Consider the following 12887-nt stretch of genomic DNA (forward strand, 5'->3'; position numbering starts at 1 on the left):
GTGCTGCAAGCCCATTGGCCTATCGGGGAGCGCGTACCCTGGCTCCCGGACGAAACCTTGTTCAGTTGGTGCAGTCGTTACCACCTGCTGAGTTCCAACGGTATTGCCTCTGCAACCTGCCTCCAGTTGTTTGGGCGGCGGCGGCATGGCACGGCGCACGACTTCCCGGCAGGGTTAGAAGCGTTGGTAGCGCGCTCTGCAGGGAGTCTTGGAACGGTGCAAGCGCTGGCCAATGATCGGACGCTCCTGCCGTTCTATGGTCCTTTTCGGTGTACTGATCTATACGACCGGGCCGTTCTGAGTATGTACGGTGACGGCATTGGCAGCCTCAAGTTCCTGCTGGGGCTGCTGACCAGTGGGTTGGGTGCAGCGCATCCGCTGAAGGCCTGTCCAGCATGCATAGGCGAGGATCGCCGACAGCATGCCGTGGCTTACTGGCGGCGCATGCACCAGTGGCCTGCTGTTTGGGTCTGTCCGATCCACGGCGATCCTTTGTTGATATCACCTGTCAAGCTGGATCAGCGAGCACGCTTTCAGTTCGTGCTGCCGATGGATGCAGGCTTGGTGCAGTGGTGGGGCGGTGGCAATGACAGTCGAACGATAAGACAGCTGCAGATACTCGCGGCTTTTGGGATCGACCTGTGTACTCTGGTGCCAGGACGTCTCGCGGATGTTGATGCGATCTCGCAAGCCGTTCTGGAGGGTATGCGCCGTCGCGGCTGGGTGTCTTCGTCGCGCCGCATTGCCTGGCAAAAGTTCGAAAGTGATCTACGGTTGCACACCGCCGTCATGGCCCGCTTGCCGCCATTTGCCATGCAGATGGACGTCAAAGTCGCGCAGGCTCAGTTGTCGAGGATTGTCGCCGGGAGGTCGTTGACCCAGCCGTTGCGCTACTTGGTCTGGTTGTCGTTGGTATTCGATGACCTGGCCGTATTTATAGGAGAGTATGACCGTTCGCGTGCCCCAGCAATCCTCTCCCAGATATCGCATGCGGAACGCTCTGCCTCCCGAGAGAGGGGCGGATTGACCCAGCAAGACGCTGCAGATTTGCTGTCGGGTAGGGCATCCGCGACGGCACTGGCAAGGCGCTACGGCGTCGATCCATCGACCGTCGCTGCATGGGCAGCAAGAGCCGGTTTTGAAACGCCACGGCGGCCGAAGGTTGTCGACGAGAAGAGACGGGCCGTCGCCATCCAACATTTGCTTGCAGGCCAGGACAAAGCTGTTGTTGCGGCCTGGCTAAGAACATCCCAGGTTACGGTCACCAAGCTACTTAGGCAGGTGCCTGGACTGCAGGCGCGTTGGCATCAGGTCCGCACGAGTCGGGCGCGTGACAACGCTCGCGCAGCTTGGATGGCCGTTGCTCGTGCGGTCCCTATGCTTGGCGTGGCAGCCGCCCGTCGAGCAGAGCCGGCGGCGTATGCTTGGCTGTATCGCAACGATCGCGAGTGGCTCAAGCTGCAAAGTTCTAACTTCACTGACCGGCGCCGAGATGCCAACCACGCTACCGTGCGTATAGAGCGGGCAGATGATCGGTATGCGCGTGCGTTGCGGGCGGCTGTCATGGCACGCGCTGTGTCAAGTGAGGCAGATCTGCTCAACCCGGAGCATTGGACTCTGTTGGCGCCCGGCTTGAAGCGGGTTCTACGTCGACCGCAGGCATGGCCGCGCACGTTGTTGGTGCTCCAGTCAGTGCTGGGAACCACGCTGCGCTCGGACCCCGAGCAACTCTTCTAAGCTGGCACAGGGGCCGTCAGCCGCAAGTCTTTCCAGCCCTTCGCTGCTGCCCTCAGCCATTGCTCGAACTGGTCGATCGGGATACCGTGCATGTTGCATGCGGAGCTCAAGCTCTGACCGCTCACAAAAGCCTTTCGAGCCGCCAGCATCGCGTCGCTGCCATTAGTCTGGCTATCGAGCTGTGCTTGTTCTGCCGTGAACAAAGCGGCAACTTCCTCAACAGAGTCGAACAAAACCGCGAGTGCGAGCGCGCAGTTTGCACTGGCGTATGCTACGTGTTTGTCTTTGCTGATGCCGTCCAACCTAGCAAAGAATGCCTCTCGCTCCTTCGATAGCAATGCGGGTAAGTACTTCTTGAGCCAGCCGCGTGGAACGATCTCCTTGGCCCGATCGCTGATCACCGGACGCTTACCTACCTGTCCGGTTCGGAGGTCGCGTCGGCGGCAGCCTTCTTGAGCGACGCGATTCAAGGCCTTGCAGCTCATCGAAGTGGGCTGCTGCAACCACTGCGCCAACAGACCTGCGTAACGCCCGAGTACCGATGTGGGCGCGTTGTTCCATGGACATTCGAAGCTGTGACCTTCCAGTCGCTTGATTGCCTCACTTGGTGGCATGGCGAAGGCCTCGCACTCGAATCGGATTAGTGGGGTCGCGTGCTCAATGCACCAGTCGACGCCGGGAAGATGGTTTGAGCGCCGCCAGTAACTTTGCTTGCCCGAAGCGATATCCCGCTGCACACAGGTCATGCACGTCAAGGCTTCTGTAGAGGAGCGCCGGGAAAGCCCGGATATGTGGAGGCTGCCATCGGCGCCTCCCCAGATTGGCGTCCGCTGCTTTGCTTCGGTCGTGAACGCACGTAGTGCTGGCACGGTCGTGAAACGTCGTTGAAGGTCGGCGACGGTTGTGTCAAATGCCGTCGCAATGATCCACAAGGGCTTGCCTTCGTTTTCCTGTTGCTGGGCATTTTGAAGGCCATCAATCAGGTTGTCGACGGAGGTGCAACCGTTGGCGGCGGCCATGCGACCAAGGAGCCCTTCAAGCAACTCGTCCGGTTGCGGGTGAGGAATGACAACGTAACTCATGCTTTGATGTTCTCCGTTGGAGGGTCACTCGGGGCCAGCAGCGTCAAGCTGCGGATGACTGCTGCCAAAGCCCTTGCGTGGGCTGGCGTTCCGTCCCAGGCAACTTCTAGCGCGCTCATCAGGTCCTCGTTCGATGCAAGGCGGGCGCGCATTGATAAATTGCTTTGCATAAATACATAGTTTTCTATGTCCCGTGCTAGCTTTGACGCGGAGGAGGTCTTCCCGGACAAGATGCGGCTCACCTGCGACTGACTCGCGCGCATCTTCAATGCTAACGACTCTTGGGATACTCTTTGTCGACGAAGTTCCTTCTTCAGTAGTTCGTTCGTTCGGTGATTAGATTGCGTTGGCATACGCAATTAATGCATAAATGCATTAAAAATGTCAATCTTTGTTGTTGAGCCACTGTGCAAGACCGACGCAGGGGGGCAGCTAGCGTGGGTTGGTGTCGGGCGCGTGTCCCCAATGTTGCGGGATGTCACGAATTGAAAATTCCGACACGCATATCGCAACGGCATGAGAGAAGCTCGTCGCATCGTCATATGCAGTTTTTTCCGCGTGGACTTTGGCTGGCCTAAATCGAGCGCTCCCAGCTATAGCAAAGGTCGTTCGGAATCCAGAGCGTTGACCGAGGACTGTCAAAGCGTTAGCGTACATCTTGAATTGCAAGACCCGTTGACCAGGGGAGCCTATGAAAAACAGACAGATGGAGCGGATGCACGCACTGATGCAGCAGTATCACCAAAGCAATCCTTGGCTGCTGCAGGATGGGTTGTTCATTCCAAATGATTATCCGAAAACGCGCCCGTTGACATGGTGGAGCGACGTAGGATTCATTGTCGGGGGACGGCGAGTTTTGGTCCGATGGACACATCCGCGTATGGCTTACTCGGAAGCAGTGGAAGCGTTAGCGTTTTTAGAGGCCGGACCTTTTACGGAAGTATCCCCATTTCTCGATGGACGTGGCCGGACACGGAGGAAAGCTAGTCATTCCAGTACAGGGCCTGCTGATCCCAAGTCGAGCGCCTTAACCGATCGGCTGGTCGCGTATTTCGATGGCGTCCATGCCATCGAAGATAGGCTGCGGACGGTCGGTATTGATCATGTGATTCGCCCGTCCATGGCAGTTCGATGGTTGCCGGACCGCATTGATATGAAGCTATGTGTCCCTATCGAAGTGCGAGACGTGCAGGACGTGCGTAAGCTGGCTTATCTGGCGAAGAGGCTGATGAAGCGGGAAGTGACCTTGGCTGACGTTTTTCCTGGCTACGAATATACCCGCGACCTGTGGCTGCGGGATGGTGTGTCAAGCCTAGGCGAGAGGACAAGGCGCATGAATATGGCTCGACTGATTCGGGGGAATTCCTGAAAATACGCTTCAACATACTGCTTGTAATCGCGAAGCTCCCATTGCGATCGCAACCGTCACTTTGCGTCGCTCACAGGCAGTAGGAACATAGACATCAACCGCAGTTGTGCGCGCTCTTCATCTACTGGACGTCGCTTTTGTTGCGGCGCTGCAGGCCCAATCTCAATTGGCGATGAGATCACTTGAGGAAGCGTGGGGTGGCACGGTCAAGAGAGACTTGCCCGGCGTCGACCAATTTTCTGATTCCTTCGTGCTACTTTCCCGGGCAGCCGGGGATCAGGAGGACGCGGGCCCTCTGTCGGCTCATCCGTTCTGGGGAACGTCTCGCTCAAGAGCGGCGATCACGGCGGCGTACGTCGTCGCGGCCCCTCAGGAGGTTGACTCAACGTTCAGCACTTAGAGCAACGGCAATCAACTCTCGCAGGAGTGTGACTTTGACGCAGCTACTCCGCAGTGAATAAATCGCAGACTACGTCTTCGTTATAGCGATCAAGCACCGACTGCAGAACGGCTGCGATACTGCGCCATTCGCCGGCTGGTGCTACATGCACCGCATCCATCACCTCCAATAGTCCACGCAGCCTAAAGTCCATTGCTGCTTGAGAGTTCGCCGCATTGTCAGCTCGAGAGCGCGCGCGAACAGCCTTGACAAGGTCTTCTTCAGGAGGAATGCTCAGAACGCCGCGAAGGTAGCCTTCGTAAGGCAGCTGCACAAATGTCAGTGCGCGGTCGATCGCTGTAAGCACTGCCTTCGCCAAATATGGCTCAATCTCAACGTCTGAGCGGCGACCGTTAAAGTGCGATTGCAAAGCTTCGACACACGCGCGCAACCCGTCGAAGTCTTCCGGAACGGTGCGCAGGCTAAGTCCAATGGCCGAAGACGAAGCGACACTGGAGACGTCAACGGCCCGATGCTGAACCGAACGAGTAGCACTCTTTCTCCAGAAGACCGGCTTGTTTGGTTGCCCCTGCCGTCCGCCATTCTTCCAGCGAAGAACCTGTGGAATAAATTCTTCGAGTAGCCAGTCGTGAGTGAACTCGGCGTCCCAGATGGTGCGAGCTGATAAGTTCACGGCTGCCCCGAAATTCGTGGGGATCTCCCACCCAATGGCGACGCTGGTCTCCCAGGGCAACCAGATGCTTTCCGCGCCGTAGGCATACATGATCGCGTGATACCCAGCGTCAAGTCTGTCGGTTATTCTTTGTGTGTAGACCTTCAGGCAGCCTGGCGCGCCATCGAAAATGTGCCAAGGGCTACTGCCGTTGGCGACATCATGTTGAAGGGCGAATTCGAGCATTGCTCGCCACATCGAACGCTCCACAGAGGCCAGTACATATGGCCCGGTGCTGCCCTGCAGCCTCTTAAAGCGGCCGCACCGATAGCGCGTGAGTTGCTTCATAGCGGTCTTGTAGAACGAGTCCCAGGCGGTGTGCAGCACCCAATCCAGGTGGCGGATTTCCTCTTGATTAAGGATCAATCTGGCCGAGTTCGCCATTAATACGACTTTGCTTGTATCTCCTACCTTTGGAACTGCGTATGGACGCGTCTCGTCAGCTCGTGCGTGCGCGCGCCACTGCATCCAATGAACCAGCTGTTTGCTCGATATCGAGATCGAAATGCCCGATAGGTCGCGACGCGCGAAGGATAAAATCGCTCCTGTGCTAATCTCATCTTCATTAGGCATCAGCACTTCACATGCGATGCTGACGTTCTGAAGCGATAAAGTCCGCCCGAAGTCCCCAACACGCATTGCCTCGAATGTACGCTCGAGTGGCTCCGAAGGTGCTTTGAAGTCCGGCACGCAATACCGGTCGGCGATGTCGTTCCCGAATAGCTCGCTCACGATCGGGTGTCGACGGCGCAGTAGTCCGTGGATCTTCGCACCATCCCACAGGTCGCCATCGATCTTATGTTCGGCGAGCAGCTTTGTACACTCCTTCCACTCCAAGGCCAGTTCGGTTACTTCGAAAACGTTGAACGTCGTGCACACCACGAACTTGCGAGCGTCGGCAGCGTGCGGCCCGAATATGAATTTTTTGACCCAAGCGGAGATATCCCCCCTTGAGATATGCGCCCACCGCTTGCCTTCGTAATAGTCGCACTTGCGAGTTGTCGAATCGATGACCATGACATCAACGCCGCCCTGCGTACTGCCCGACTTGCCGTAGCGGAAGGCCCGAATCGATTTCCCATCGGCCGGATCGGCCAGTCTTGCGATCAGTCGCTCGAAATTTTCTGGCGTGAGGCGATCATGCAGTGGCAATAACTCGATTTTTCCGTCGACGACTGGATCTGGCTGCAGCTCAAACTTTGAGAAAAGCTTTTCTACACTGATTTCACTTGTTTCGTCCTGGGGAGCAAAGGCCACTTTTTTCCTTGGCGTTGGATGGTTTACAGGAGGTTAGCAGGTAAGCCGTGGCGCACTGCGTATTCCGATCTAAAAACGCCACCCGATCCGACGCAAAGAAGCCACTGATTCCGATCCGCACCTTGCCACTGATTCCGATTCAAACCTTGCCATCTATTCCGATACAAGCAATCCATCTCCTCAAACTCACTCCGCCACCCCCAGCCTTCCCAATCCCCCCGCACTGGCCACCAAACGCAGCCGCGCCCCACGCCAATCCGCCAGACACCGTATCCGCTCCTGCTGCGCATCCGACAACGCCGCCTGCGTGCTCAAAATCTCCAGAATATCCGCCGCTCCTTTGTCAAACTTGCGCTGCACTGAAGCCAATGCCGCCTGCGCCGCTTCCAGCAATTGGCGCGAAGCCTCCAGCTCGTCCAGTGCCGACATCGCATCTGCATGGGCTTTGACTAGCTCCATCAGGACCTGGTGCTCCGTATCCAGCAGGTCGGCCTGCTTCTGCTCCGCCTGCGCCTGGGCACCGCGCACCTTGTAGGTCCGCGCAAACCCTTCGAACAAAGGAATGGTCAGCGTCACCCCCAGCATGCTCTCACGGGTCCTGGTGCTGGGCAGCCCTTGGTTGGGCCGGCCGTTCTGGTAGAAGTTGCTGCTCACGTCCAGGGTGGGCCGCCCTTCGGCCCGGGTTGCCAGAACGCGGGCATCGGCCGCCGCCAACTGGGCGCGGGCCGCCACAATCGACGGGTGCTGGGCCTGGGCCTGTTCCAACCAGCTGTCCAGGTCCTGGCGCAGACTGTTGTGCATGCTTGGTCCCGAATCCAGTTCTTCAGCCAATTCCAGGCGGGTATTGGCTGGCATGGCCTCCACCCCCAGCACATACACCAGCACCGATTGGGCCTTGGCATAGGCACCCTGGGCCCGGCTTCTGTCCAGGGAGGCTTTGGCCAGTGCCGTGCTGGCCTGCAAGGTATCGGACTGGGCCCCGGCCCCCTTGCTCTCGCGGCGCTGGGCGGCTTCCAGTGTCTGGCGGGCCAGAGCTTCATTGGTTTGCCGGGCCACCCAGGCGGCCTGGGCGGTCTGCACATCGAAGTAGGCCTGGATGACACCCGCCAAGGTCTTTTGCAGCACCGCATCGTGGCTGGCCAGTGCCGCATCCAGCAGCGCGCGCGCCGCAGCGTTATTGGCTTGGCGGGTACCAAAGTCGAACAGGCGCCAACTAAGGCTGGCGTACACCGAATCGCCCAGGAGTTTGGCGCCCGGTAGATCCGAATGGGGAATCCAGGTCTTGTCTCGGGTGCGGCTGGCACTCATGCTGGCGGTGGGCAAGTAGGCGGCCCGGGCCTCCCCGAGTGCCGCCGCCTGCTGTTTGATCGCCGCCCAGGCACTCTGCACCTGCGGGTTGTGGCACAGAGCCATATCCACAGCCTGGGCCAGACTCAGTGTGGTGATTGTGACGGTGTTGGCCTTGGTGTTGGTGCTGCTGGTGCTAGTAGCTGCGCTGTTGGCAATGTCCAGTTCTGCACAGGGTATGGGCCGGCTGTCTCCGGGCAAGACCGCGCCCGCATCCAGCACGGGCGGGCGCGTGAGCAGCGGATCGTCCCAGCGTTTACCCAGCCGATCCCATAGCTCCCCGGCCTGCAACGGTCCGGTGAACCAGCAAAGAATCAACCCCAGGAGCACTGGGGCCGTGGTCCATTTGCCCGTCTTTCCACATGCTCCATGGGATCCATTGGAGCTATCAGGGTTACCGGTCGCAAACTCCATTGGAATACCGTGCTTAACGCTCATGCAAGGCCTCACGCTGGTGCTGCACCAGGGGCGACAGGATGTACTCGATCACCCGGCGGGTGCCGGTCTTGATCTCCACATTCACCGACATACCGGCACCCAAGGCCAGGGCCTTGCCGTCCACGTCCATGGACGACTGGTCCAGTGCGACCTTGACGGAATAGATCAGGCCTTTTTTCTCATCCTGGATGGCGTCGCGTGAGACGTGGGTCACCCGGCCCGGGATGGTGCCGTACTTGGTGTAGTCGAAGGCATCGATCTTGACTTCGGCGGTTTGGCCTTCCTGTACGAAGCCCACATCCTTGTTTTCCATAAAGGCTTCGACCTCGACCTGGGTCGCGCGTGGCACGATCAGCATCAAGGGCTGGGCCGCAGGTACCACACCACCGACGGTGTGCACATTCAGCTGTTGCACCGTGCCGTCCACCGGCGCGGTCAGTCGCAGTAGTTTGCTGTGTTCGCCGGCGCGGCGGGCATCCTGTTGGCTGGAGGCCGCCGTGCGGCTGCCTTCGGTAAGTGCGTCATGGGCTTCCTTGCGGGTCTGGGCAATCAGGGCGGCACGCTGGTGCTGGGCATCCTGCAGCTGGCCTTCCAGGTCGATACGGGCCTGCTCTTTCTCCAGCCAGGCATGCTCGGACACATCGTGGTTCTGGGCCAGGGCCTTGTAGTCATTCGCACGCTGGGTTGCCAAGGGCAGGCCCTGGGCAAAGTGGCTGATATCGCCGTCTAGCCGGTTGAGTTTGGCCAGGAAGTCCTGGTACTGGCCATCCAGCTGGCGCTGGGCTGCTTGGACCTGGTCGGCGGGGAGGTTGGCCAGTGACGGTAGCTGCGGCAGCTGTGGAGCTTGGCGCAGATGGGCATCCACGGCCTGGACCATGGCCTGCGACCGCGCCATCTGCAGGGTGGAGGCCACCGCATCGCCAGAGGCTTTGTCATGCTCGGCATCGGTGGCGGAGGTGTCCAGTTCCACCAGGACGTCACCGGCCTTCACCAGCTGGCCTTCCCTGACATGCACCGCCCGTACCGAGGCCACGTCCACGGAGGCAATGGTCTTGGTATAGCCGGAAGGAATGACCTTGCCGGTGGCGTTGACGACGATGTCGATGTGGCCCAGGATGGACCACAGCAGTGCTACGACCACAATGGCCATCAGGATGCGGCCGGTCAGGCGTGCCGTGGACGATACGGGCTTCTCTTGCAGGGACAGGGCCGCGGGCAGGAATTCGGCCTCCTGCTCGTTGAGCAAGCCGCCGCCCAAGGATTCCCGGATCTGCCAGAAGTGCCGGAAGGTCAGGACGTAGCGCTGGATGAGCTCTTGGTAGGCTCCTATGCGGTGGCCTAGGCTCATACCGTCACCTCGGGAGGGGTGTGGGTGGAATGGACGGTGTGGGTAACGTTGGGGGTCTGGGTGGTAACAGCGTTAGCCACCACCACACCCTGCGTCGATGGTGCTGGTGTGGATACGGGCGCTGGCGCAGGATGTGGTTCTGGGGTCTGGTTACCTTGCTGCAAGCGGTACAGGTGGCTGTAAATCCCTTGCGGGTTCTGCAGCAGCTGGGCATGGCTGCCCATCTCGGCAATCTGGCCGCGCTCCATCACGATGATGCGGTTCGCCTCGCGCACGGCCGACAGGCGGTGGGCGATGATGAGCACGGTGCGGCCGGCACAGATGCGCCGCATATTGTCCTGGATGATCTTCTCGGACTCGTAATCCAGCGCGCTGGTGGCTTCGTCGAAGATCAGAATGCGCGGGTTGCTCAGCAGGGCCCGGGCAATGGCGATGCGCTGGCGCTGGCCACCCGAGAGGCCGGTGCCATGCTCGCCCACCATCGTGTCGTAGCCCTCGGGCAGTTCGCAGATGAATTCGTGGGCGCCGGCCAGCTTGGCGACTTCGATGATGGCTTCGATCGGCAGGGCCGGGTTGACCAGGGCGATGTTGTCGCGCACCGAGCGGGTGAACAGGGTGTTCTCTTGCAGGACCACGCCGATCTGCTGGCGCAGCGAGGTGGTGTCGATGATGGCGATGTCCTGGCCGTCGACCAGCACCCGGCCACGGTCTGGGATGTACAGGCGTTGGGCCAGCTTGGTCAGGGTACTTTTACCGGAGCCCGAGCGGCCGACGATGCCGATGACCTCGCCGGGGTTGATCTTGAGCTGGACGCTGCGCAATACGTCGGGGGCATCGGCCCGGTAGCGGAAGGAGACCTGGTCGAACTCGATGGCGCCGGCAATGCGGGGGATACGGGTTTTCTGGCCCACCACTTCGGTGCGGGCGTTGAGGATGTCGCCCAGGCGGCCCATGGAGATACCCACCTGCTGGAAGTCGTTCCACAACTGGGCCAGGCGCAGGATGGGGGATGCCACCTGGCCAGAGAGCATGTTGAAGGCGATCAGTTGGCCCACGGTGAGCTGGTTGTCGATGACCAGGCTGGCACCCAGCCACATGATGGCGGCGGTGACCAGCTTGCTGACCAGGGTCACGCCACCACTGGCGACGGTGGCGATGTTGGTGGTGGACAGGCCGGCAGCCACGTAGGAGGCGAGCTGCTTTTCCCACTTCTGCTGCCAACGGGGTTCGACCGCCATGGCCTTGACGGTGTCGATGCCACTGAGGGTTTCGACCAGGAAGGATTGGTTTTCTGCGCTCTTGTTGAACTTGTCGTTCAGGCGCGCCCGTAGGACCGGGGTGAAGACCATGGAGAGGCCGACGTACAGCGGGATGGAGGCAACGACTACCAGGGTGAGCCATACGCTGTACCAGAGCATGACGGCCAAGAAGATGAAGGAGAACAGCAGGTCCAGCACCAGAGTGATGGCATTGCCGGTCAGGAAGGAGCGGATGTTCTCCAGCTCGCGGATACGGGCTACCGAATCGCCGACCCGGCGCGCCTGGAAGTAGCTGATGGGCAGGTTCAGCAGGTGCTTGAACAGCCGGGCACCCAGCTCCACATCCATTTTGCTGCTGGTGTGCGAGAAGACATAGGTACGGATACCGGTAAGCAGGGCTTCGAAGATGGTGGCGCAGACCAGGCCGATGGCGATGACGTTCAGGGTCTTCATGGCGTGGTTGACCAGGACCTTGTCCATCACCACCTGGAAGAACATGGGGGTGGCCAGGCCGATGAGCTGCAGTACCAGGGAGATCAGCAACACCTCGCCCAGCAGCCGGCGGTATTTGACGACGGCGGGGATGAACCAGGTGAAGTCGAACTTGGCGACTTCGCCGGCGTAGCTGGCTTTGGAGGTGAGGAACACCATTTCTCCGGACCACATGGCCAGGAAGTCGGCCAGGGCCAGAACTTCAGGTGGCTTGCCGGGGCGCTGCAACAGCAGCTTGGTGTTGGCTTTATCGCTGGTATCGAGTTTGGCCACGATGAAGTACTGGCCCTCACGGTCGATGGCAATCGCGGGAAGTGCGGCCCGGTCCAGGCGCTCGGGTGGCTGACGCACCAGCTTGGCAGCCAAGCCTAGGGACTTGGCTGCGAGCAAAAGGGTTTGCGTGGTGAATAGCTCCTGACCGAACGCATGCTTGAGCTGGTCCGCATCGGCGGCCACGCCGTGGTAGCTGGCCATCATCAGCAGTGAGAGCAAGGCCGTATCAGACACCGCGGGTGCAGAGGCTTCGGCGGACATGGAGGCCGCCGAGGCAGAAGAAATCAGGGGGTCGGACATTGGAGCTTGGGAGGGCGAGAGGGCGCATAGCGCGAGTCCGCTTCAGGCCACCCTTAGGCAGCCCGAAGCGGACAAGGCTGAATCAGCGTCTGCGGCTGAATACCGTTTTAATGCCAGTTCGCCGCGATCACCGGCTGCAGAGCGTTGTTCTCTGCAGTGGTGTAGGCGGTTTGGCTGGAGGGCGGAACACCGAAGCTGGCCATGGCGCTGACCAGGTTCTGCACCTGACTGTCGAGCAGGGTCTGGCCATCGCTGGTTTTGAACTGCTCTACGTGGTATTGGCTGCCCAGGTACCAGTTGCTGATGGTGAGCTTGTCGGTGGTGCCGAGGATGCTCACATCCAGGTTGTTACCGGATTGGGAGAACCATAGCTGGTCCACTGCAATGCCTGCGCCGAGCTGGGCTACGTCGGTGTTGCCAGCTGTAGCATCGTTCTCGGTCACTGTGTCAACTCCGTCGCCGAGGCCGAACAAATAGGTGTCATTGCCCAGGCCACCAGCCAAGCTATCTGTGCCAGCGCCACCGCTTAGGATGTCTGCGCTGGAATAGCCGTTCAAACTGTCATTCCCACTTCCACCTATCAGCGTTTTTGCCTTCATGTCGTCGACCGTCCACACCGTACTCGGTGCATCGGTGAAGCGGATCTCCTCAATCACCCAACCCGCAGTGGCGTCGCCAGCAAAGTAACTTTCGACCCGGATCTGGTCGGTCGTGCCGTTGATCTTGAGCACTAGGGCATCGCCATCCCGGCCAACGCTCACGTCAGATACCGCCACTCCCGCCTTGAAGATCAGTTTGTCCAGATTGTTCTCGGACGTGTCACTGTCGCGGATGGTGTCCTGGCCGTCGCCTTTGCCAAACAGGTAGGTGTCG

Annotated in this window: 8 protein-coding genes; 2 read left to right on the forward strand and 6 right to left on the reverse strand. The window is 59.9% G+C overall.

Features of this window, described 5'->3' with window-relative positions:
- The gene (locus tag AC07VY_RS25110) at nucleotides 1–1737 is read left to right on the forward strand and encodes a TnsD family Tn7-like transposition protein (RefSeq protein ID WP_495099892.1); all 1737 of its coding nucleotides are present in this window, start codon (nucleotides 1–3) and stop codon (nucleotides 1735–1737) included.
- On the opposite strand, the gene AC07VY_RS25115 is transcribed toward AC07VY_RS25110, so the two are convergent.
- Complete coding sequence (locus AC07VY_RS25115; protein ID WP_495099891.1) at nucleotides 1734–2819, reverse strand: TniQ family protein; 1086 nt, start codon at nucleotides 2817–2819, stop codon at nucleotides 1734–1736. The two genes, AC07VY_RS25110 and AC07VY_RS25115, sit on opposite strands and share 4 nt — an antisense overlap.
- Nucleotides 2820–3510: 691 nt before the next feature.
- Here AC07VY_RS25115 and AC07VY_RS25120 point away from each other — a divergent pair.
- Complete coding sequence (locus AC07VY_RS25120; protein WP_495099890.1) at nucleotides 3511–4188, forward strand: hypothetical protein; 678 nt, start codon at nucleotides 3511–3513, stop codon at nucleotides 4186–4188.
- Nucleotides 4189–4631: 443 nt separating this feature from the next.
- Here AC07VY_RS25120 and AC07VY_RS25125 read toward each other — a convergent pair whose 3' ends face one another.
- The 5 genes from AC07VY_RS25125 to AC07VY_RS25145 form a co-directional block, all read right to left on the reverse strand.
- Nucleotides 4632–6557 (reverse strand): hypothetical protein, encoded by a 1926-nt coding sequence (locus AC07VY_RS25125; RefSeq protein WP_495099889.1) that lies wholly within the window; start codon nucleotides 6555–6557, stop codon nucleotides 4632–4634.
- Nucleotides 6558–6743: 186 nt separating this feature from the next.
- Nucleotides 6744–8234 (reverse strand): TolC family protein, encoded by a 1491-nt coding sequence (locus tag AC07VY_RS25130; protein ID WP_495099888.1) that lies wholly within the window; start codon nucleotides 8232–8234, stop codon nucleotides 6744–6746.
- Between the two features lie 97 nt (nucleotides 8235–8331).
- Nucleotides 8332–9690 carry an HlyD family type I secretion periplasmic adaptor subunit gene (locus AC07VY_RS25135; RefSeq protein ID WP_495099887.1) on the reverse strand — a complete coding sequence of 453 codons (1359 nt, stop codon included), beginning with the start codon at nucleotides 9688–9690 and terminating at the stop codon, nucleotides 8332–8334.
- On the reverse strand, nucleotides 9687–11975 hold the full coding sequence (locus AC07VY_RS25140; protein WP_495099902.1) for a type I secretion system permease/ATPase: 2289 nt from the start codon (nucleotides 11973–11975) through the stop codon (nucleotides 9687–9689). The genes AC07VY_RS25135 and AC07VY_RS25140 overlap by 4 nt, the downstream gene beginning before the upstream one ends.
- Nucleotides 11976–12121: 146 nt before the next feature.
- The coding region (locus tag AC07VY_RS25145; RefSeq protein WP_495099886.1) for a calcium-binding protein at nucleotides 12122–12887 on the reverse strand (766 nt) is incomplete at its 5' end.

Source organism: Rhodoferax sp. GW821-FHT02C08 (genome assembly GCF_059421805.1).

Bases quoted from the DNA above. Each gene is read 5' to 3' on its own strand.
- AC07VY_RS25115 (WP_495099891.1), bottom strand. From the start codon at position 2,819: ATGAGTTACGTTGTCATTCCTCACCCGCAACCGGACGAGTTGCTTGAA.
- AC07VY_RS25120 (WP_495099890.1), top strand. From the start codon at position 3,511: ATGAAAAACAGACAGATGGAGCGGATGCACGCACTGATGCAGCAGTAT.
- AC07VY_RS25135 (WP_495099887.1), bottom strand. From the start codon at position 9,690: ATGAGCCTAGGCCACCGCATAGGAGCCTACCAAGAGCTCATCCAGCGC.
- AC07VY_RS25140 (WP_495099902.1), bottom strand. From the start codon at position 11,975: ATGTCCGCCGAAGCCTCTGCACCCGCGGTGTCTGATACGGCCTTGCTC.